This window comes from Marinibaculum pumilum (assembly GCF_042646425.1).
Taxonomy (GTDB): Bacteria; Pseudomonadota; Alphaproteobacteria; order Ferrovibrionales; family Ferrovibrionaceae; genus Marinibaculum; species Marinibaculum pumilum.
This window is the reverse complement of sequence record NZ_JBHRTR010000005.1, coordinates 108,228-129,790: the sequence shown is the minus strand read 5'-3', so window position 1 is coordinate 129,790 and position 21,563 is coordinate 108,228. Positions and strand designations below refer to the sequence as shown.

At 70.2% G+C, this 21,563-nt stretch carries 18 protein-coding genes; 8 read left to right on the top strand and 10 right to left on the bottom strand.

The genetic code is table 11. The annotated features are described in order from the left end of the window. Positions 1–9: 9 nt before the first annotated feature. The 3 genes from moaC to lexA all read left to right on the top strand — a co-directional run bounded on the left by moaC (position 10) and on the right by lexA (position 2,792). Positions 10–492: a cyclic pyranopterin monophosphate synthase MoaC gene (moaC, locus tag ACFOGJ_RS01575; protein ID WP_379897641.1), complete on the top strand. Its 483-nt coding sequence runs from the start codon at positions 10–12 to the stop codon at positions 490–492. Then, positions 489–1,742 (top strand): molybdopterin molybdotransferase MoeA, encoded by a 1,254-nt coding sequence (locus ACFOGJ_RS01570; protein ID WP_449288563.1) that lies wholly within the window; start codon positions 489–491, stop codon positions 1,740–1,742. Before moaC ends, ACFOGJ_RS01570 begins: the two co-directional genes overlap by 4 nt. Before the next feature lie 231 nt (positions 1,743–1,973). Next, the gene (gene lexA, locus ACFOGJ_RS01565) at positions 1,974–2,792 is read left to right on the top strand and encodes a transcriptional repressor LexA (RefSeq protein ID WP_379897640.1); all 819 of its coding nucleotides are present in this window, start codon (positions 1,974–1,976) and stop codon (positions 2,790–2,792) included. On the opposite strand, the gene ACFOGJ_RS01560 is transcribed toward lexA, so the two are convergent. Further along, positions 2,786–3,655: an AraC family transcriptional regulator gene (locus ACFOGJ_RS01560; protein WP_379897639.1), complete on the bottom strand. Its 870-nt coding sequence runs from the start codon at positions 3,653–3,655 to the stop codon at positions 2,786–2,788. The two genes, lexA and ACFOGJ_RS01560, sit on opposite strands and share 7 nt — an antisense overlap. 101 nt (positions 3,656–3,756) lie before the next feature. Between ACFOGJ_RS01560 and ACFOGJ_RS01555 the strand changes: the two genes are divergently transcribed. Both ACFOGJ_RS01555 and ACFOGJ_RS01550 read left to right on the top strand, forming a co-directional pair. Next, positions 3,757–4,953 carry an MFS transporter gene (locus ACFOGJ_RS01555; protein ID WP_379897638.1) on the top strand — a complete coding sequence of 399 codons (1,197 nt, stop codon included), beginning with the start codon at positions 3,757–3,759 and terminating at the stop codon, positions 4,951–4,953. 122 nt (positions 4,954–5,075) lie between these two features. Continuing rightward, complete coding sequence (locus ACFOGJ_RS01550) at positions 5,076–6,908, top strand: cation:proton antiporter (RefSeq protein ID WP_379897636.1); 1,833 nt, start codon at positions 5,076–5,078, stop codon at positions 6,906–6,908. On the opposite strand, the gene ACFOGJ_RS01545 is transcribed toward ACFOGJ_RS01550, so the two are convergent. After that, on the bottom strand, positions 6,905–9,067 hold the full coding sequence (locus ACFOGJ_RS01545; protein WP_379897635.1) for a ComEC/Rec2 family competence protein: 2,163 nt from the start codon (positions 9,065–9,067) through the stop codon (positions 6,905–6,907). The two genes, ACFOGJ_RS01550 and ACFOGJ_RS01545, sit on opposite strands and share 4 nt — an antisense overlap. 203 nt (positions 9,068–9,270) lie before the next feature. Here ACFOGJ_RS01545 and gltX point away from each other — a divergent pair, with 203 nt between their 5' ends. From gltX to ACFOGJ_RS01530, 3 genes are all read left to right on the top strand, one after another. After that, positions 9,271–10,683: a glutamate--tRNA ligase gene (gene gltX / locus ACFOGJ_RS01540; protein WP_379897634.1), complete on the top strand. Its 1,413-nt coding sequence runs from the start codon at positions 9,271–9,273 to the stop codon at positions 10,681–10,683. Between the two features lie 451 nt (positions 10,684–11,134). Continuing rightward, positions 11,135–12,451, top strand: a complete 1,317-nt coding sequence (gltA, locus tag ACFOGJ_RS01535) for a citrate synthase (RefSeq protein ID WP_379897633.1) — start codon at positions 11,135–11,137, stop codon at positions 12,449–12,451. A 104-nt stretch (positions 12,452–12,555) separates the two neighbouring features. Then, a complete protein-coding gene (locus tag ACFOGJ_RS01530; protein ID WP_379897632.1) occupies positions 12,556–12,783 on the top strand; it encodes a hypothetical protein in 228 nt (75 codons plus the stop codon). Between the two features lie 77 nt (positions 12,784–12,860). On the opposite strand, the gene lpxB is transcribed toward ACFOGJ_RS01530, so the two are convergent. The 8 genes from lpxB to rseP all read right to left on the bottom strand — a co-directional run bounded on the left by lpxB (position 12,861) and on the right by rseP (position 21,540). Beyond that, on the bottom strand, positions 12,861–14,123 hold the full coding sequence (gene lpxB, locus ACFOGJ_RS01525; RefSeq protein ID WP_379897631.1) for a lipid-A-disaccharide synthase: 1,263 nt from the start codon (positions 14,121–14,123) through the stop codon (positions 12,861–12,863). Beyond that, positions 14,107–14,973: an LpxI family protein gene (locus ACFOGJ_RS01520; protein ID WP_379897630.1), complete on the bottom strand. Its 867-nt coding sequence runs from the start codon at positions 14,971–14,973 to the stop codon at positions 14,107–14,109. Before ACFOGJ_RS01520 ends, lpxB begins: the two co-directional genes overlap by 17 nt. Next, a complete protein-coding gene (gene lpxA / locus ACFOGJ_RS01515) occupies positions 14,963–15,766 on the bottom strand; it encodes an acyl-ACP--UDP-N-acetylglucosamine O-acyltransferase (RefSeq protein ID WP_379897629.1) in 804 nt (267 codons plus the stop codon). Before lpxA ends, ACFOGJ_RS01520 begins: the two co-directional genes overlap by 11 nt. 61 nt (positions 15,767–15,827) lie before the next feature. Next, the gene (gene fabZ / locus ACFOGJ_RS01510; protein WP_379897628.1) at positions 15,828–16,334 is read right to left on the bottom strand and encodes a 3-hydroxyacyl-ACP dehydratase FabZ; all 507 of its coding nucleotides are present in this window, start codon (positions 16,332–16,334) and stop codon (positions 15,828–15,830) included. Beyond that, a complete protein-coding gene (gene lpxD, locus ACFOGJ_RS01505; protein ID WP_379897626.1) occupies positions 16,331–17,359 on the bottom strand; it encodes a UDP-3-O-(3-hydroxymyristoyl)glucosamine N-acyltransferase in 1,029 nt (342 codons plus the stop codon). The genes fabZ and lpxD overlap by 4 nt, the downstream gene beginning before the upstream one ends. Further along, entirely contained in the window at positions 17,359–17,973 is a 615-nt protein-coding gene (locus tag ACFOGJ_RS01500; protein WP_379897625.1) for an OmpH family outer membrane protein, read from the bottom strand. The genes lpxD and ACFOGJ_RS01500 overlap by 1 nt, the downstream gene beginning before the upstream one ends. Before the next feature lies 1 nt (position 17,974). Further along, complete coding sequence (bamA, locus tag ACFOGJ_RS01495; RefSeq protein ID WP_379897624.1) at positions 17,975–20,386, bottom strand: outer membrane protein assembly factor BamA; 2,412 nt, start codon at positions 20,384–20,386, stop codon at positions 17,975–17,977. 20 nt (positions 20,387–20,406) lie between these two features. Then, positions 20,407–21,540, bottom strand: a complete 1,134-nt coding sequence (gene rseP / locus ACFOGJ_RS01490) for an RIP metalloprotease RseP (RefSeq protein WP_379897623.1) — start codon at positions 21,538–21,540, stop codon at positions 20,407–20,409. Positions 21,541–21,563: the final 23 nt, after the last annotated feature.

Genomic DNA, 21,563 nt, shown 5'->3' with positions numbered 1-21,563 from the left:
GACTGGCCCGTGAGCGAGCAGAAACTTACCCACCTGGACGCCCAGGGACGGGCGCAGATGGTCGATGTGTCCGAGAAGCCGGCCACCGCGCGGCGGGCCGTCGCGGAGGCACGGGTGCTGATGCAGCCGGAAACCCTGGCGCTGATCGAGAGCGGCGGCGCCGCCAAGGGCGATGTCCTCGGCGTGGCCCGGCTGGCCGGGATCATGGCCGCCAAGCGCACCGCCGACCTGATTCCGCTCTGCCACCCGCTGCCGCTGTCCAAGGTGACACTGGATCTGGCCTGCGACCCCGAACTGGGCGGCGTCCTGATCACCGCGGAATGCCGCACCACCGGCCCGACAGGGGTCGAGATGGAAGCCCTGACCGCCGCATCCGTCGCCGCCCTCACCGTCTATGACATGTGCAAGGCGGTGGACCGGGGCATGCGCATAACGGAGGTCCGGCTGCGTCACAAGTCCGGCGGCAAGTCCGGCACCTTCGAGGCGGAATGACGATGGCCAGGGGCGCCATCGACCTGCTGCCGGTCGCCGAGGCCCGGCAGCGGATCGTCGCGGCGCTGGCGCCGGTGACGGCGGAGTTCCTGCCGCTCGCGTCCGCGCATGACCGGGTGCTTGCGGAGGCCGTCGCCGCCCGCCGCACGCAGCCGCCCTTCGCCGTCAGCGCGATGGATGGCTGGGCGGTACGGGCGGCGGACATTGCCCGCCTGCCCGCCCGCCTGACCCAGGTCGGCGAGGTCGCCGCCGGCGCCGCTCATGCCGGGACCCTCGCCGCGGGCGAGGCGGTGAGGATCTTTACCGGCGCGCCGCTGCCCGATGGTGCCGACACCGTGGTGCTGCAGGAGGATTGCGAGGCCGGCGACAGCATTGTCGAGGTCCGCGATGGTGGCCCGCAGGGGCGCTGGGTCCGGCCCGCGGGCCTGGACTTCGCGGAGGGAGAGGCCTTGCTGCCGGCCGGCCGCCGGCTGAGCGCGCGCGACATCGCGCTGGCGGCGGCGATGAACCAGGCATGGCTGCCGGTGCGCCGCCGGCCGCGCATCGCCGTGCTGGCGACCGGCGACGAACTGGTCCGCCCCGGCGAAACCCCGGGCCCGAACCAGATCGTGGCCTCCAACAGCTACGGCATCATGGCCTGGGCGGCCCGCTTCGGCGCCACGCCGGTGGACCTGGGCATCGCTCCCGACGATGTGCATGCGCTGGCAGGCTGCGCGGCGGGTGCCGCCGGCTGCGACCTGCTGGTGACCCTGGGCGGTGCCAGCGTCGGCGAACACGACCTGGTGCAGCGGGTGCTGGCCGCCGACGGGCGCGACCTGGACTTCTGGCGGATCGCCATGCGGCCCGGCAAGCCGCTGATGTTCGGCACCGCGCGGGTGGGCCCCGCGCCAGGCAGCCCGGTGCCCCTGCTGGGCCTGCCGGGGAACCCCGTATCCGCCATGGTCTGCGCGATGCTGTTCCTGCGGCCGGCCCTGGAGCGCCTGCTGGGCCTGCCGGACCGCGAGGGACCGCTGGAGACCGCGCGCCTGGGTGCCGACCTGCCGGCAAACGACCGGCGCGAGGACTTCCTGCGCGCCCGGCTGGAGACGGCCGCCGACGGGGAGCGGGTCGCCACCCCCTTCGGCAAGCAGGACTCGTCGATGCTGCGCCTCCTGGCCGAATCCGAGTGCCTGGTGCGCCGCCCGCCTCACGCGCCGGCGGCCGCAACCGGATCGCAAGTCGAGATTGTCCGATTCGATTACGGTTTCTGACCCCTAGTCTTGGCTCCGGCAGGGTATTTCACCGGATATTGCCAGGATTTCGGATTGAATGGCCGCCAAGGCTTGACCCGAGTCAAAAACAAAAATAGAACGTTCTCACGGGTTTTCACTCCGTTCCCGTATTTCCCCTTTGCCGACCAGGATCCGGGCATGGGCCGAACCGGGAACGGAGCGGGACGACGGCAACCGGCGGGACAGCAGGAACGCACGCAAGGGACCGACATGCTCACGAGAAAACAGCACGAACTGCTCCTCTTCATCCACGAGCGCCTGAAGGTCTCCGGCATTTCCCCCTCGTTCGACGAGATGAAGGAAGCGCTGGGCCTGCGCTCGAAATCCGGCATCCACCGGCTGATCACCGGATTGGAGGAGCGCGGCTTCATCCGCCGGCTGCCGCACCGGGCCCGCGCGCTCGAGATCCTGAAGCTGCCGACCGACATCGTGCCGGCCGGACGCCGCGCGGCACCCGTCCATGGCGCGGGCACAGATGGCGAGGTCGAGGGCGGCAACGGCTTCACCCCGCGGCTGGTGCATGGCGGCGCCACCGGAGAGGTGCGCGGCCTGCCCCAGGCCGGAGCCGCCGCCGGAGCCCCGGCCGGAACCACTGCCGGAAGCTATGGGGGGCTGCGCGGCCGCGGCGCCGACCGGGCGCCGGAGATTGTGGAGCTGCCGCTCTATGGCCGCATCGCGGCGGGCACCCCGATCGAGGCGCTGCGCGACCTGTCGGCCCAGGTCGAGGTGCCTTCCGGCATGCTGAGCGGCGGCGGCGACTTCTATGCGCTGGAGATCGCCGGTGATTCGATGGTCGATGTCGGCATCCTGGATGGCGATACCGTGGTCATCCGGCGCTGCGAGGATGCGGAGAGCGGCACCATCGTGGTGGCCCTGGTCGACGACAACGAGGCGACCCTGAAGCGTCTCCGCCGGAAGGGCAAGACCATCGCCCTGGAGGCCGCCAACCCGAAATACGAGACCCGAATCTTCGGCGCGGACCGGGTCAAGGTGCAGGGCCGCCTGGTCGGCCTGCTGCGCTCCTACTGAGCGGCCGCGGCGGGCTCCGCGCTGCCGCCGCCTTCGCGCAGATACGCCTTCGGCGTCGTGCCCAGCGCTCGGCGGAACATCGCCGAAAAGGCACTGGCGCTGGCATAGCCGGCGCGCGCGGCCGCGCGCGCCACCGGCTCCCCGGTCGCCATCTGCGCGACCGCCTCCGCCAGGCGCACCTGTTGGCGCCAGGCGCCCAACGACATGCCCAGTTCCTGACGGGCCAGCCGGGCCAGGGTCCGGGCACTGGCCCCGACCTCCGCCCCCCATTCCTCCAGGCTCCGCTCCGCTGCCGGTTCCGCCAGGATGGCGGCGCAAAGCCGCGACAGCCGCGGATCGGCGGGCATCGGGATGCGCAGCGGCACAACCGGCACCGTGCGCAGTTCATTCCGGATCAGTGCGGTCAGAAGCCGCCGACGCCTGCGGGCCGGCGGCGTGTCGCCCGACATGTCGACCTCGACCATCGCCAGGATCAGTTCACGCAGCAACGGCCGCACCGCCACCACCGCGCATTCCCGGGGCATCGCGGCGGCCGCCGGCGCGCGCAGGTAGAGGGTGCGCATCGCCACCGCGCCGACCATATCGATCCGGTGCTCGATCCCGGCAGGCATCCAGACGGCACGCTGCGGCGGCGTGATCCAGGTTCCCGACGCTGTCGAAACCCGGAGTACGCCGGTCGCGGCATAGATCAGTTGCGCGCGCCGGTGGCGGTGCGGCGGAATGCGGTGGCCAGGTGCGAAATCGCGCGCCATGGCCGCAACCGGCGGCCCGCCTTCCGCTTCCGCGGCCATGGCCAGCACGCGCGCGGCAGCGGCGTCGATCGGCCCGGCGGACCGCATGGCGGTCGCTATGTCCCGGCCCATCCCGAATATCCGTTCTGTTGAATGTCTGCTTTGAGACAGAAATCGGCATACAGCCTCTCACCGGCCAGTCTAGGCTGCGCCGGTCGCGGGAGGAAACCGTCATGGCGCCGCAGAGCCGTACCCTTGCCTTCATCAATCTGGCCCATCTGCTTGACCATCTTTTGATGCTGGTCTTCCCGACCGCCGTGCTGGGCATGGGCCCCACCTTCGGCCTGGACTTCGCGGAACTCCTGCCGCTGGCGACCGGCGGCTTCATCGCCTTCGGCGCCGGCTCGCTTCCGGCCGGCTGGCTCGCCGATCGCTGGAACCGGCGCGACATGCTGGCGGTCTTCTTCCTGGGCAGCGGCCTGGCGGCGATCCTCACCGGCCTGGTCCAGTCGCCCTGGCAGCTGGCCGGCGCGCTGACCCTGCTCGGCCTGTTCGCCGCGATCTACCATCCGGTCGGCACCGCGCTGCTGGTCGACACCGCGCCCCGCCTCGGCCGCGCGATCGGTCTGAACGGCGTCTGGGGCAATGTCGGCGTTGCCGGCGCCGCGCTGCTGACCGGGACGATGGTGGAACTGGCCGGATGGCGAGCGGCCTTCATCCTGCCCGGCCTGGCTGCGATCGCGGCCGGACTCGCCTTCCTGCTTCTGGTGCCCCGGCAGCCGGCCGCCGGGCGGCCCGTCCTCGGGCCGACTGCCGCTGCGGCAGCGGCGCCATCCCGGGCGGCAGTGAAGCGCGCCTTCGCGATCCTGGCCCTGACCACCCTGGCAGGCGGCGTGGCGTTCAGCGCGACCACGGTGTCGATGCCGAAGCTGTTCCAGGAGCGCCTGTCCGACCTCGTCGCCTCCCCGGCCACCCTGGGCCTGATCGTGGCGGCCGTGTTCCTGTTCGGCGCCGTCTCGCAGCTGATCGTCGGCCGCTGGATCGACCGCCTGTCGCTGCGGGCGGTCTTCCTGCCGCTCGCGCTGGTGCAGGCGCCCTGCCTGCTGGCCGTCGCCTTCGCCCAGGGCTGGCTGCTGCTGCTGCCGGCCGCGGGCCTGATGTTCGGCCTGTTCGGCCAGGTGACGGTCAACGACGCGCTGGTGGCCCGCTATGCCAGCGCCGGCTGGCGCGGGCGGATCTATGCGCTGCGCTACCTGCTGTCCTTCACCGCCAGCGCCAGCGCCCTGCCGCTGGTCGCCTGGCTGCATGGCGGCGCCGGCGGCTTTGCCGCCACCTTCCAGGTCCTTGCCCTGTTCGGCCTGGCGGTACTGGCCGCCGCGCTGTTCCTGCCCGGCGGCGGCCGCGCGGCGGCACCCCAGCCGGCGGTCTGAGCGCCATCCGCTTCCGGACCGGGCTGCCTTTGCGCTAGGGTCACCGCCATCAGGGCCGAGAGCCGGCATCGGGGGGCACCCGACGGCCCGGTTTCGGGCAGCAGGGGACTGAAGCAGCACAAATGGAGGATCTGGTCGCCAAGGCGGCGCTTGTCCTGGCGCTGGGCATCGCCGCCCAGTGGCTGGCCTGGCGCTACCAGTTTCCCGCCATCGTCCTGCTTGCCCTCGCCGGCATCGCGGTTGGTCCGGTCGGGAGCCTGCTGCACCCGGTCGAGGATTTCGGCCCGCTGCTGTCGCCCGTCATCGCCCTGGCGGTCGCCATCATCCTGTTCGAAGGCGGCATCAACCTGCAGCTGCGGGAGCTGCGCGGCACCGCCGCCGGGGTGCGGCGGCTGACCCTGGTCGGCGCGCCTCTGGGCTGGCTGCTCGGCGCCGGTGCGGCGCACTGGATCGGCGGCCTGTCCTGGCCGACATCGGCGGTCTTCGGCGGCATCCTGGTCGTCACCGGCCCGACAGTCATCGCCCCGCTGCTGCGGCAGGCGCGGCTGGACCGCAAGCCGGCCACCACCCTGAAATGGGAAGGCATCGTCAACGACCCGCTGGGCGCGCTGTTCGCGGTCCTGGCCTACGAAGTGACCCTGGCGCTGGACGCCGGCGGCAACGGCGTCTGGGGCGCTCTGGCGCATGTCCTGCTGGGCGCCGTGCTGGCCGCGGCACTGGGTGTGCTGGCCGGCCTGGGCATCGCCTGGGCGTTCCGGCGCGGGCTGGTCCCGGAGTTCCTGAAGGCGCCGCTGGTCCTGGGCACGGTGCTGGCCTCCTTCGCCCTCGCCAACGCCTATGTCGAGGAGACGGGCCTGGTGGCGGTGACCGTGCTGGGGCTGACCATCGGCAATGCCCGGATCGCCGCCTTCGAGGAGATGCGCCGCCTGAAGGAAGTGCTGGCCACGGTACTGGTCTCCGGCGTCTTCATCCTGCTGACCGCCACCCTGGACACGGGCACCCTGCTGGTCCTGGACTGGCACCACCTGCTCTACCTCGCCGCCGTGCTGCTGCTGGTGCGGCCGGCCACCGTGCTGCTGAGCCTGGCCGGCACCGGCGTGCCCTGGCGGCACCGCGCGCTGCTGTCCTGGATCGCGCCGCGCGGCATCGTCGCGGTGGCGATCTCCGGCCTGTTCGGCGCCAAACTGGCGGAGGCCGGCCATGCCGACGGCGCCCTGCTGGTCCCCCTCAGCTTCGCCATCGTCCTGCTGACGGTGCTGCTGCACGGCTTCAGCCTGCGGCCGCTGGCGCGGCTGCTGGGCCTCGCCTCCGCCGAGCCGCCGGGCCTCCTGCTGGTCGGCGCGAACAGCGTCACCACGGCGCTGGCGGAAGCGCTGGCCGCCATGCAGGTGCCGGCGATCCTGGCCGACACTTCCTGGCAGCGGCTGCGCCCCGCCCGGCATGCCGGCCTGCGGATCTATCACGGCGAGATGCTCTCGGAGGTGACCGAACATCACCTGGACTTCGCCAATATCGGCACCGTCCTCGCGGCAACGGAGAACGATTCCTACAACGCCCTGGTCTGCAGCGACCTGGGGCCGGAGATCGGCCAGACCGCGGTGTTCCAGGTCGGGCCGGAAGAGCCCGGCAGCAATCCGGCGCGACTTGCCCACGACCTGGGCGGCGCCGTTCCGCCCGCTTTCAGCCCCGGCCTGCATGTCCTGCGCGACCGGCTCTGGCAGGGCTGGAGCTTCCAGAAGACCCGGCTGACCGAGAAATACGACGCGGCGGCCTATCTGGCCGACCGGGCGGACGAGGCGGTGACCGTGCTCGTCGTCCGCCAGGACGGCCGGATCCAGATCGCGCGCGACGAACAGGCGGCGGAGAAGGCCGGCATCGGCGACATCGTGCTGGCACTGGTCCCACCCGATGCGACAGGACGCAGGCGTCGGGGCGGCAACGGCGGCGCACCCTAGTCCGGCGACCCGGCGCCGCTCCACGGACGGCGGCCGCGGCGCGCCGCCACGGTCTGCCGCTCGATCCCGCCCTCCGGGGTGATCCGCAACGCGGTGGCGCCCTGCCAGGCCAGGCTGCGGATGTCGACCAGCAGCTCCGGCCCCGGACAGCGCTGTCGCAGGGCGAAATCCGCTACCACCGCATCCGCCTGCCGGCAGTCGCGGACCAGCGCGTCGGGATCCGACGGAATCGCGATGGCGACCTCGCCGCGCCGGTACAGGCATCCCTGCGGGTCGCAGAGCAGCGCGGTGCCGGCATCCGTGCCGGCCGGATCGCCCCGGACCAGCCCGCTGCGCGGCCAGGGCGCGTCGGCCTGCAGGCCGGTCTGCCGGGCCCAGGTCGCCGCCTCCCGACGGCGCAGGGCGGTCTTCTCGCGGAACAGCAGCCGGTCGTCGATCCGCACGGCGACGCTCCGCCCCTCGCCGTCCACCAGCAGGTCCGGCGGCGCCACCGCCAGGGTCAGCCAGATCCCGGCAGCGATCGCGAGCAGCCCGGCCAGGCGCCAGGGGCGCCGCCAGAGAGCCAGCCAGAGGCCGCCCAGCGCCATCGCCACCACGGCCGCGACAGGCATCGCCGGGACATGCGTCACGGCCCCAGGCCAGCCGGCGACGGCGGCGGCGACCCGGTCGACCAGCGCGATCCCCCAGCCCATCGGCTGCAATGCCAGATGTTCCAGCCCCAGCGGCATCAGGAGATAGCCCAGCAGGCCCAGGGGCATGATCCAGAACGAGGTCAGGGGCACGGCCACCAGGTTGGCCACCAGGCCGTAATCCACCACCCGCTGGAAGTGGAAGGCGGCGATAGGGGCGGTGGCCAGGCCCGCGATCACCGTCGTGGTGAAGACGGCGCCGCCATAGAGCAGCAGCCGCCCGGCCTGGCCCGGCCAGCCGCCCCGTTCCGCCAGGCTGCGGCCCAGGCCCGCACCGCGCAGCCCCTCATAGGCGGCGATCAGGGCGATCACCGCGGCGAAGGACATCTGGAAGCCGGGCGACAGCAGGCTTTCCGGTGCCAGGGTCAGGACCACGAACGCGGCCCAGGCGACGGACCGCATCGACAGCGCGACCCGGTCCAGCAGGACGGCGAGCAGCACCAGGGCCGCCATCAGGGTCGCACGCTGTGTGGAAACCGCGGCACCGGTCAGGATCAGGTAGCCGAGGGCCGCCAGCAGCGCGCAGGCGGCCGCCCATTTCTTGATCGGCGCCTGCAGGGCCAGGTGCGGCCAGAGCGCCAGCAGGCCCCGCAGGCCGACGAAGACCAGCCCCGCCACCAGTGCCAGGTGCAGGCCGGAAATCGCCAGCAGGTGCGCGATGCCGGAATCCCGGTAGTCCTGCACCACCTTCTCCGGGATCGCCCCCCGCTCCCCCGTCAGCAGGGCCGCCGCGATCGCCCCCTCCGGCGCCGGCATCGCCGCCGCGATGCGTTCCGCCAGATCGCGCCGCAGCCGCGCCACGGCATGTTCCAGGCGCTGCCGCAGCCCCGGCGCCGGCAGGCCCCCGGCCGGCCCCCCTTCTGGCCCCCCTTCTGGCCCCCCTTCTGGCAACGCGGCAAGCGGCGCGACGGCGATGCCGACCGCGCCCAGCCCCTGGAACCAGGCGAGGCGGCCGAAATCGAAGCCGCCCGGCAGATCCGGCGGGCCGGGCGGGAACAGCACCGCCAGCCCCGACACGACGGCGCCGGCGACCGGCTGCACGCCGCCGCTGCGCACGGTCAGCCTGGCTAGCGCCAGGTCCGGCAGAGACCGGCCCCGGTCCCGCAGTCGCAGGTCCGACAGGGTGACCCGCCAATGCCCCGCCCGCTCCTGCGGCTCCACCGCCACGATACGGCCGGTGAAGCGGACCGGTCCGGTCTCCCGCTCCAGGACCGGCGCGGCGACCGCCTGGGCGCGCCATTGCGCGACGCCGAAGCCGGCCACAAGCAGCAGGCAGGGAAGAAGCAGGACCGGCAGGATCGCAGGCAGGCGCTGGCGCAGCACGAGGAGCGCCAGGAGCAGGACAGCGGCCGCCACGAAGAGGACCCGGCCGAGCCAGGCCGGCGGCTCCGCCGGCAGCAGGAAATAGCCACCGATCCCGATGCCGTAGAATACCGGCAGCCAGAGCACCCAGCGGTCCTGCTCCGCCATCAGAAGCGCATGCAGCGGCCGCAGCGGCCAGGACCGGAGGGCCCTCGACCGCGGTCGCAGCCAATCGTTGCTTTCCTGCGTCGTCACCATGGCGGGCATATGCTACAACCCGCCGCCGCGGCTGGCGCCCCGGCCGCAGCGGCGGAATTGTCGCCGCGGCCGGGCGCCGGTTCATCTGTGCAGCGTCCAGCATCCATGAGGCCATGACCGTCGTTACCCGCTTCGCGCCCTCCCCGACCGGCTTCCTCCATATCGGCGGGGCCCGCACCGCCCTGTTCAACTGGCTCTTCGCGCGGCATCACGGCGGCCGCTACCTGCTGCGCATCGAGGATACCGATCGCGCGCGCTCCACGCCGGATGCGGTGCAGGCGATCCTGGACGGGCTGGACTGGCTCGGCCTGTCCGGCGACGAGGCCCCCTGGTACCAGCACAGCCGCCTGGACCGGCACCGCGAGGTCGCGCTGCGGCTGCTGGCGGAAGGCCGCGCCTATCGTTGCTGGGCCACGCCCGAAGAACTGGCGGAAATGCGGGAGCGCGCCCGCGCCGAGGGCCGCGCCCCCCGCTATGACGGCCGCTGGCGGGACCGCGACCCGGCGGAGGCGCCGGCCGGGATCGACCCGGCGATCCGGCTGAAGGCGCCGCAGGAAGGCCAGACGGTGATCGAGGACCTGGTCCAGGGCCGGGTCACCATCGACAACGGGCAACTGGACGACATGGTCCTGCTGCGGGCCGACGGCACACCGACCTACATGCTGGCCGTGGTCGTCGACGACCACGACATGGGGATCACTCATGTGATCCGCGGCGATGACCATCTGACCAATGCGGCCCGGCAGACCCAGCTCTACCTGGCCTGCGGCTTCGACCTGCCGGCCTTCGCGCATATCCCGCTGATCCACGGTCCGGACGGCGCGAAACTGTCGAAGCGCCACGGCGCGCTGGGTGTCGACGCCTATCGGGACATGGGCTATCTGCCGGAGGCCTTGCGCAACTACCTGCTGCGCCTGGGCTGGGCGCATGGCGATGACGAGATCATCTCCACCGAGCAGGCGGTCGACTGGTTCGACCTGGATGCGGTGGGCCGTTCGGCGGCCCGCTTCGACTTCGCCAAGCTGGAGAGCCTGAACGGCCATTATATCCGCCTGTCCGACGACGACCGGCTGGTGGCCGCCGCCCGCCCATTCCTGGAACGCCAGCTGAGCCGCAGCCTGAGCGCCGATGAGCTGACGCTGTGGCAGCGCAGCATGCCCGGCTTCAAGGAACGGGCGAAGACCGTGACCGGCCTGGCGGAGGCCTCCGCCTTCCTGTTCCTGCCGCGGCCGATCCCGATCGAGGCCGCCGGCGCGAAGCTGCTGGGCGAGGATGCACAGGCGCTGCTGCGCAGCTTCCGGCCGGCGCTCGCGGCACTGGATCCCTGGACCGCAGAAGCGCTGGAGGCCCTGGCCCGCGATTTCGCCGAACAGGCCGGTCAGAAGCTGGGTAAGCTGGCGCAGCCCTTGCGCGCCGCGGTGACCGGCAGCAATGCCTCGCCACCGATTTTCGATGTCCTGGTCGCCCTGGGCCAGTCGGAAACGCTGGGCCGGATCGACGACGTCCTGGCCGGGCAGCCGGCGTGAACGCAGGCATGCACGATCGGGCGCTTAGCGCGCCGGATGGCTTCGGCTATACTCCGCGCCGCCGGCCGGACGCCCTGGCGGGGGCGCCCGGATGGCCTGTGCCGCAGGCCCTTTCCAGGCCCTGGCGGTACCTTCATCCGCCTGGGCGGATGCCTGCAGAAAATTGCCTGGTAACAGGACGGGATCTGGGAGCGCAAAGGGATCGGGACATGGCACCGGGCCGGCCAGATGGTCCGGTGAACCGTGACCGATGGCAGTTGCCGGAGCGCCTGCGCTCCGGCCGAGCCCATGCAGCCGGACATCGAGATCCGGACCCGAAAGCAGGGGCAGGCCGGGAACGACCCGGCCGGTGGCGGGATTGATGCCGGGGGCGTTGTCGCCCGGCCCTATTCAACCGGCGCAGAGCGCGCCGAGATCCGACTCAACGCGTGACACGAGGGGTGGTTGACCGATGAACGACACGACGAAGAACGACAAGGCGGCGGTAAGCATCGTCGAAGCGGGCGCCGAGAAGACGGGCAGCTACCCGCTGATGAAGGGCACCGTGGGCCCCAGCGTCATCGATATCCGCAAGCTCTATGGCGAGACCGGCTATTTCACCTACGACCCGGGCTTCACCTCAACCGCCTCCTGCGAGAGCAAGATCACCTATATCGACGGTGACGAGGGCGTGCTGCTGTACCGCGGCTATGACATCGCCGACCTGGCCGAGCAGAGCGACTTCATGGAGACGTCCTACCTGCTGCTGTTCGGCGAACTGCCGGATGCCAAGGAACTGAAGCAGTTCAAGTACGACGTCCTGCACCACACGATGCTGCACGAGCAGCTGCGCAACTTCTATTCCGGCTTCCGCCGCGATGCCCATCCGATGGCGATCATGTGCGGTGTGGTCGGCGCCCTGTCGGCCTTCTACCACGACTCCACCGACATCAACGATCCGCACCAGCGCAAGATCGCCTCCTACCGGCTGATCGCGAAGATGCCGACCATCGCCGCCTGGGCCTACAAGTACTCCGTCGGCCAGCCGTTCATGTATCCGCGCAACGACCTCGATTACGCGGAAAACTTCCTCTACATGACGTTCGGCGTGCCCTGCGAGACGTTCAAGGTCAGCCCGACCCTGTCCAAGGCCATGGACCGGATCTTCATCCTGCACGCCGACCACGAGCAGAACGCCTCCACCTCCACGGTGCGGCTGGCCGGCTCCTCGGGCGCGAATCCCTTCGCCTGCATCGCGGCCGGCATCGCCTGCCTCTGGGGCCCCGCCCATGGCGGCGCCAACGAGGCGGTGCTGAACATGCTGAACCAGATCGGTTCGGTCGATCACGTGTCCGAATACGTCAAGAAGGCGAAGGACAAGGACGATCCGTTCCGCCTGATGGGCTTCGGCCACCGGGTCTACAAGAACTACGACCCGCGCGCGAAGGTGATGCGCCAGACCTGCCACGAGGTGCTGGACGAACTGGGCGTGAAGGACGAGCCGCTCCTGAAGCTGGCGATGGAGCTGGAGAAGATCGCCCTCGAGGACGATTATTTCGTCGAGAAGAAGCTGTACCCGAACGTCGACTTCTATTCCGGCATCATCCTGCGGGCCATGGGTTTCCCGACCACGATGTTCACCGCGCTCTTCGCCCTGGCCCGCACCGTGGGCTGGATCGCGCAGTGGAACGAGATGGTGGAGGATCCGTCGCAGAAGATCGGCCGCCCGCGGCAGCTCTACACCGGCCCCGACAAGCGGCCGTTCGTGGCGGTGGACAAGCGCGGCTGAGCGGGCTGATATAGGGCGGTGGTGCCAAGGGGCATCACCGCCCGCATCGCGGCGCAGGCCGGCGGCAACAAGCCGGTCGCTGCCTCGAGGGAGGATCCAGAGGGATGTTGCACCAGAAGAGCCGGATTGCCGGCAGTCCGACCGTCCAGGCCGCCCGGCGCAAGGCGTTCCGCCCAGCGGACAGCCGCGCCAGGGTCGTGCGTCGGCTGCCTGCCCAGCGTCCGGCGAATGACAATCACGGCCTTCCGGGCATACTCAGGCTGCGGCGCCCGGTCGGCACACTGATCGTCGCGACAGCGATCGTCACCGCTGCGCTCGCCCTGCTCTACTGAGCAACCCTGACCGCTCGCGGCCCTGAACCGCGTATGGCCGGTGCAACGCCTGGCCGCAGACCGGGATCAGCTCCGGTTCAGCGCCGGGCCCATGCCCAGCCGGCACCGGCCTGAGCCGGCCGGACCGGCGTCATCCGTCCCTGGTCCGGCAGGCGCCCCCCCAGGAACACCGCCCGCAGCGCCTCGGCGGCGCGCCGGCTGGGCGGCACGGGCGCGGAACCGCCCAGCATCTCCCGCACCATCTGCGCGGCATCGTGCTGCACCGCCCGCGCTTGCGGATCGCGCAGCAGACGGCCGATCGCCTCTGCCAGGCGGTCCGGCCGGCAGTTCTCCTGCAGCAGTTCCGGCACCGCGGGGCGTTCCGCGATGATGTTCACCAGGCAGGCATAGGGGATCCTGATCAGGCGCCGGGCGATCGCGGCGCTGGCCGGGTTCACGCGGTAGGCGATCACCATCGGGATCTGCGCCATCGCCAGTTCCAGGGCCACGCTGCCCGATGCCGCCAGGGCGACATCGCCGGCCGCAAAAGCGTCCCACTTGCCCTGCTCGCCCTGCACCACGATCGGCGCCGCGGGCCAGCCGGCCACCTCCCGCTCGAGTTCCTCCGCCAGATGCGCCACCGCCGGGATGGCGACCCGCAGACCCGGCATCGACCGGGAGAGCAGCGCCACCGTCTCCGCGAACGGCTGCAGCAGGCGCCCCAGTTCGCTGCGGCGGCTGCCGGGCAGCACCACCAGCAGGGTCGCATCGGCGGCGATGCCGTGGCGGGCGCGGAACCCCGCCCCGTCGCCTTTGCCGGCACCGCCCTCCACCACGGAATGGCCGACGAACGTCGTCGGCAGGCCCCAGGGTTCGAAGAAGCCGGGCTCGAAGGGCAGCAATGCCAGCAGATGGTCGAACCGTTCGGCCACGATCCGCGCCCGCCCCTGCCGCCACGCCCAGACCTGCGGGGCGACGTACTGCACCACCGGGAACGGCGCATCCTTCAGCCGCTGGCCGATGCGCAGGTTGAACGCCGGCGCGTCGATGGTCACCACGATGTCGGGCTGCGCGCTGCGCGCCGCCTCGACCGTCTGGATCAGGCGCCTGCGCAGCTGCGGCACGCGGGGCAGGATCTCCAGGATCCCCATCACGCTGAGCTCCCGCATCGGGAACAGGCTCTGCAGGCCCTGCGCCTCCATCAGCGGACCGCCGACACCCGAAAACCGCGGCGCCGGATGACCCAGATCCCCTGCCAGCCCGCCCAGGGCGGACATCAGGCGCGCGCCGAGCTGGTCGCCGGATGCCTCCCCGGCCACCAGCATCACATGGCGCAGCGGGCGCTCAGAGTCGGAAGCCATGGACGAACAATCCGCCGGCATCGGCATCGGCGCGGGTGCGGTCGCGGTCGAAGACCAGGGTGGCGCCGGCCGCGATCGCGATGCCGGCCAGCCGGGCCCGTGCGGCCCCGGCCACGGTGCGCGGCCCGATCGCCGGCAGGTCCGCGCGGGCCTCCTGCCCCGGCTTCGGCATCTTCACCAGCACCCCCTCCAGCCGGTCGTTCCGGTCGCCCGCCGGACCATCGACGGCCAGGACTGCGCAGCGCTCCAGCATCGCATCCGTGCCCTCTGCCGCCTCGAGCGCCAGCACCCGCCCGCCGCGGACCACGGCCGCCTGGCCGATGTCCAGCGCGCCGATCGCCCCCACGGCGCGGATGCCCAGGGCAATGTCCCGCTCTGCCGCCGCATCCGGCCGGTGGCGGCCAAGCGCGCCTTCCGCCGCCAGCAGCCCGCCGGCGACGGCGTCGGTCCCGACCGGCCGGAAACCCTGCTCCTGGAAATAGTCCAGCACGGTGCGCAGCAGCGCATCGTCGCCCTGCCCGCGGGCGCCGAGGAGGCGCCGCAGCAGGGCGGCCCCCTTCAGGTCCCGCGGCACCAGGCTGCGGAATTCCGGCCGGGCCATCGGTCCGGCCAGGGTGACCTCCTCGCAGCCCTGCCGACGCATCGCGTTCAGCAGGCGGCCGACCTCCACCAGGTCGAACCAGTCGTGCGGCACGCCTTCCACCGTCGCCGGCTCGCAGGCGCCGCGGATCGCCGCGACATAGAACGGACGACCGGAAGCGCGACAGGCACGGATGATGTCGCGCGGCATCTCCCCCATGCAGGCTATGATCGCCAGTTTGGCCGGCCCGACCGGGTCGTCAGGCGACATCGCCTTCCGGCTGCGGCTGGCAGACCCCCCTGCTGGAGGCATTCCGCACGAAGGTGACGACGTCCTGCACCAGGGTATTGCTGGAGAACATCTCTCCCACATCCTCCAGCCGCTCCTGCAGGGTGCCTTCCTGCGCGAACAGCAGGCGATAGGCAGTGCGAAGGGTGTGGATGTCGTCGCGGGCGAACCCGCGCCGCTTCAGGCCGACCAGGTTCAGGCCCGACAGGTGGGCGCGGTTGCCCATCACCGAGCCGTAGGGGATGACATCCTGCTCCACCCCCGACATGCCGCCGATCATGGCGTGCTTGCCGATGCGGACGAACTGATGCACCGCGGCCAGCCCGCCGACGATGACGAACTCTTCCAGCACCACATGGCCGCCCAGGGTGGCATTGCTCACCAGGATGACATTGTCGGCGATGATGCAGTCATGGGCGACATGGCTGCCGGTCATGAACAGGCAGTTGTCGCCGATGGCGGTCAGCATGCCGCCGCCCTCGGTGCCCGGGTTCATGGTCACGTATTCGCGGATCGTCGCGTTGCGGCCGATCTCCAGCCGCGACGGCTCGCCCTTGTACTTCATGTCCATCGGCCGGTGGCCGATGGAGGCGAAGGGGAAGACATGGCCCTTCGCACCGATCCTGGTGCGCCCGGTGACCACCACATGCGATTCCAGGCGCACCCCTTCGTCGAGCACGACATGCTCGTCGACGATGCAGTACGGGCCGACTTCCACATCGGCAGCGATCTCCGCTTTCGGCGAGACGATTGCGGTCGCGTGGATCTGAGGCATTCGAGCTGCTTTTCCTGCCGCTGGGACGTTGCCGGGCCTGCCGGCCCGGCCGATTTCGGATCTACTTGTCGAGGATCATGGCGGCATACTCGGCTTCCGCCACCAGAGTATCCCCCACCTTCGCCTTCGCGGCGAACTTCCAGACCGGGCCGCGGTTCCGCACCTTCTCCACATGCAGGAACATCTGGTCGCCCGGGATCACGGGACGGCGGAAGCGCGCCTGGTCGATCGTCATGAAGTAGACCAGCTTGCCTTCCGAATCCGGCCCCAGGGTCTCCACGACCAGGACCGCCGCGGTCTGTGCCATCGACTCGATGATCAGCACACCCGGCATCACCGGCCGCTGCGGGAAATGACCCTGGAAATACGGCTCGTTCGCCGTGACGTTCTTGATACCGACGGCGCTGACATCGCGCCTTATGTCGACCACCTTGTCCACCAGCAGCATCGGAAAGCGATGCGGCAGCATCTCCATGATGCGATGGATGTCGGCGGCGCCGACCTCGGAGGCGGCAGCGTCGGCGACGCGATCCCTGCCGTCATCCTTGCTGTCGGATGCGTCATTCATCCCTTCTCGACCTTCTGCTCTCCCAGCTTCTCGAGCGTCTTCAACATCCGGAAGTACCGCTTCAGCGGCATGGCGGGCGTCCCGCCCCAGGTCTCTCCGGCAGGAATGCTGTGCATGCTACCGGACCGCGCCGCAAGCCGCGCGCCGTCGCCGACGGTCAGATGTCCCGCCACCCCGGATTGTGCCGCGATGGCGACGAAGTTGCCGAGCTTGGTCGATCCGGACAGGCCGCACTGGGCAACCAGGATGCAGCCCTGCCCGGTCTCCGCGTTGTGTCCGATCTGAACCAGATTGTCGATCCAGGTGCCTGCGCCGACCACCGTGTCGGGCCCCGCGCCGCGGTCGATGGTGGTATTGGCGCCGATTTCGCAGCCATCGCCGATTCGCACCCGGCCCAACTGCGGTACCTTCACATGGCCGCGGGGGTCTGGGTGAAAGCCGAAACCGTCCTGGCCGATCCGCACCCCGGGATGCAGGGTCACCCTGTCGCCGATGATGCAGTGGCTCAGCGTGCAGTTCGGCGCGATCCGGCAGTCCGCGCCGACCTCCGCATTCTCGCCGATAACGGTGCCGGCACCGATACTGCTGCCGGCACCGATCCGGACGCCGGCCTCGATGACGGCGCAGGGACCGATCCAGGCCCCCTCCCCGATAAGCGCGGTCTCGTGCACCACGGCGCTGGGATGGCGCCCCGGCATTACCGGCGGTGGCGGGTAGAAGAGCTGCGCGATCCGCGCATAGGCACCATAGGGCGCCGGGCTGATCAGCAGCGCCGTTCCGGGAGGCGCCTTGCCCGCATGTTTTTCCGCCGTCACGCAGGCGGCGGCCCCGGTCTCGCGGTACTGTCCCAGATAGGCGGGGTTGTCGAAGAAGGTCAGGTCTTCGGGGCCGGCGCGATCCAACGGCGCCACGTCGTGGATCAGCATCTCGCCCGCCGCAGGGTCGAGCAGCCGTGCCCCGGCATGCTCCGCCAGTTCCTGCAGCCGGAACGGGCCGCTCCTTCGGAAAAAGCGCGGGTCCGCCATTACTGGCCGGTCTGCGGCGCCGGCACCGTCACCGTCGGCAGCTTCTGGTCCAGCCGGCGCAGCACCTCCTGGGTGATCTCCATCTGCTGGTTCACGATCGCGGCCACCTGGGTCCGCTCCAGGACCAGGTCGAACGCCATCTCGCGCGCCAGTTCCTTCAGGATCTCCTCGATCACCCGGAAGATCTGCTGGTTGCCCTGCGCCATCGACTGGTCGAGGGCGATCTTGCGCTGCTGGACCTGCCGCTGCATGTCGCCGACATCCTTCTGGAAGCTCTGCGCCTCCCGCTGGAAGGCCTCCTGCGACAGCACATTGCGCTGCCCGGACAGGGTCTCCTCCTTCTTGCGCAGCGACTGCTCCTTCGCGGCGATCTCCTTCTGCGCGTCCTGGCTGTACTGCTCCACCTGCCGGGCGACCGCCTGGCCGGCCTTGGACTGCCGCAGGATCTTCGGCGTGTCGATGATCGCGATGACGGTGGGCGGCAGCTTCTGTGCCAGTGCCGCAGGTGCCGCACCGGCGACGAGGACCGCGCCCAGGCAGAGCAGCACTGTCAGGTGCAGAAGCGCCTGCCGGATGGCGGCGGGATGCGGTCTGTGAAATCGACGGAACAACATGTCAGAACCTGGTGCCGAAGCTGAAGTTGATGAGCTGCGTCTTGTCGTAATCCTCTTCCTTCACCGGGAAGCCGAAATCCACCCGGATCGGTCCGAACGGCGACTTCCAGGACAGGCCGAAGCCGACGGCGGCGCGCAGCGCGTGCTGGTCCACGATATTGGCCCCCGTGCTGTCGACATTGAACACCGAGCCGGCGTCGGTGAACACCGCGCCCTTGATGCCGAACTCGTTCGGCAGCCCGACCGGGAAGGTGGCCTCCACCGTACCCTTGTAGAAGGTGTTGCCGCCCAGCGAGTCGTTGCTGGTCAGGTCGCGCGGGCCGACGCCGCCATATTCGAAGCCGCGGAGCGAGGAACCGCCGAGGAAGAAACGGTTGTTGATGGTGATGTCCTGGCCCAGGCCGAAGACATTGCCGGCGCCGATGCCGGTCTTCAGCACCACCTCGTCCATCACCGGGATGTAGTAGTCGACGCTGCCGGACAGGGTGAAGAAGCGCTCGCTGCCGCCGAACCCGGCGAGTTCCGTGGACGCACGCGCCAGGTAGCCCGAGGTCGGCTCGATCCGGTCGTCCCGCCGGTCGTAAGACAGGGTCTGGCCGACCGCGGATGTGACGCGGCCGCCCTCCTGCTCCTTGATGACGATCGACGCCGTATCATCGACATCCTCGATCACGTCGTGCTGCAGGCGGTAGGAGACCTGCTGCGACAGATGCTCGGTGACCGGATAGGTGGCGCGCAGGACCAGACCGGTGGACAGCTGGGTGAAACCGGAGATGTCCTGTTCGTCGGTCCGCCGGCGGAACACGTCGAAGCCGGCGGCAACCTCGCGGCCCAGGAAATAGGGTTCGGTAAAGCCGATGTCGAACTGCTGCCGGCGGAACGACAGGGCCAGGCCCACCCGCAGATCCTGCCCCCGACCCAGCAGATTGCGTTCGCGCAGGCCGACATCGCCGATGATGCCGTCGCGGGTGGAGAAGCCGCCGCCCAGGCTCAGCTCGCCGGTGGACTTCTCCTCGACCTCGACGTCGATCACCACCTTGTCCGGCGTGGTGCCGCGCTGCTGGGTGATCTCCACCTTGTTGAAGAAGTTGAGGCCGCGGATCCGACGGCGGGATTCGTTCAGCCGGGTGGAGTTGAAGGCATCGCCCTCCGCGAGGCGGAACTCGCGCCGGACCACCTGGTCCAGGGTGCGGACATTGCCGCTGATGTTGATGCGCTCGACATAGACCCGCGGCGCCGGCTCGATGACATAGGTCACGCCAACAGTCAGCGCCTCGGCGTTGCGGTTCAGCTCCGGCCGGATATCGACGAAGGCATAGCCCAGATTGCCGAGCTCGAAGGTCATCGCCTCGATCGAGGTCTCGATCGCGCCGGCGTCGTAGGTCTCGCCCTTCTTCGTGGTGAGCAGCGGCACCAGGGTTTCCGGATCCACCGCATTGATCTGGGAGGCCACGTCGACCGCGCCGAAATTGTACTTGTCGCCTTCCGACACGGTGAAGGTGATGTAGAAGCTCTCCCGGTTCGGGGCGAGTTCGGCCGTCGCGGAGAGGACGCGGAAATCGGCATAGCCGCGTGACAGATAGAAGCGCCGCAGCAGCTCCCGGTCGAAGGTCAGACGGTCCGGGTCGTAGGTGTCGTCGGAGGTCAGGAACCGCCACCAGGCCGATTCCTTGGTCGAGATCGCCTCCCGCAGCCGTGAATCGGAGAACACGCGGTTGCCGATGAAGCGGATCGACGAGATTTCCGTCAGGCCGCCCTCGTCGATCTCGAACACCAGGTCGACCCGGTTCTGGGGCAGCTGGATCACCTTCGGCTCGACGGTGGCGTTGAAGCGACCGGCCCGGCGATAGATCTGCAGGATCCGCTGCACGTCCTGCTGCACCCGCGCCCGGGTATAGACCTGCCGGGGCTTCAGCTGCACCTCCGACTGCAGGGTCTCGTCCGGCACCCGGCGATTCCCCTCGAAGGCGAGCTGGTTGATCACCGGGTTCTCGACCACGCTGATCACCAGATCCTCGCCCTGGCGGCGGATCACGACGTCCGCGAACAGCCCGGTGCCGTACAGGCGCTTGAGCGACTGGTCGACCCTGCCGGCATCGAACGTGTCGCCGGGCACCACGGTCAGGTAGGACAGCACGGTGGCCGCCTCGATCCGCTGATTGCCCTCGACCAGGATCCGTTCGATCCGGGCTCCCGTGGCCGGCCCGGGGGCCGCCGCGGTGGCCGGTGCCGCAGGCAGGGCCGCCGGCTGCGCCACGGCTGGACCGCGCGTCTGGGTCCGCAAGTTCTGCGCATCAGCCGATGCCAGCGGCAGCAACAGCATCAGGCCGAGCAGCAGGGCCAGCACCCCCTGCCCCCGCACAACGGCGGGCAATCGGGCATGCAGCATCGCCGCGATGCGCCGGACAGCCATGCAGGCCGTGGCCGTCCGGCTCACGAGAACAGCTTGTCGAAGAAGCTGAAGACTTCCAGGCGGTTCAGATCGTTCCACGTCGCGAACACGAACAGGCAGAGAATCAAGGCGAGGCCGATACGGAAACCGTATTCCTGGGCGCGCTCGCCCATGGGCCGCCCCCGCACGGCCTCAACCGCATAGAACAACAGATGCCCGCCGTCCAGCATCGGCACCGGGAACAGGTTGATCAGACCGATGGCGACCGACAGGGTGGCCATCAGCGAGACCACCGCCAGCACCCCGATCTGCGCCACGTCGCCGGAGATCTTGGCGATCCCGATCGGGCCGCTCAGCTGGTCGCCGCTTTCCCGCCCGGTGATGATCCGCCAGACATAGGTCAGCGAATTCTCCGCCACGTTCCAGGTCTCGCCCACGCCGAGCCAGACGGCGGAGACCGGATCATGGCGCACCAGTTCGATTCCTTCGGCCTGGATGCCGATCACGCCCAGCTCCGCCTCGCCGCCCGCCCCGGTATCGACCGTCGTGCGCCGCGGTGTCACGGTCAGGTGCAGCGGCTGGCCGTCGCGTTCGACCACCAGGTCGATCGGCGTTTCCGCCCGCAGCGCGACATGGTTCCGCAGTTCCTGGAAGCGCTCGATGGTCACGCCGTCCGCCGACACGATGCGGTCGCCGACCTGGATGCCGGCGGCTGCGGCCGGCATGTCCTCCATCACCCGGGTCACGACCGGATCGGTCTTCGGCTGGCCGACGGTCGAGAACAGCACCGCATAGACCAGGATCGCGAACAGGAAGTTGATCCCCGGCCCCGCGGCGACGATCGCCGCGCGCTGCCAGAGCGGCTTGTGATGAAAGCAGACCGCGCGTTCCTCGGGTGTGAGCCCGTCCAGCTCACCGCCCGGGTTGGAGGCGGCGCCCGCATCGCCGAAGAACTTCACGTAGCCGCCCAGCGGGATCGCCGCCACCCGCCAGCGGGTGCCGTGGCGGTTGGTCCAGCCCAGCAGTTCGCGGCCGAAGCCGATCGAGAAGGCGTCGATGCGCACCCCGCATGCCCGCGCCACCCAGTAATGCCCCATCTCGTGAACGAAGATGATCACGGAGAGCACAACCAGGAACGGCAGGATGAAGTCGATCAGAGTGTTCAGGATCGGCATGTTGCAGGTCCGGTCTAGGTGCG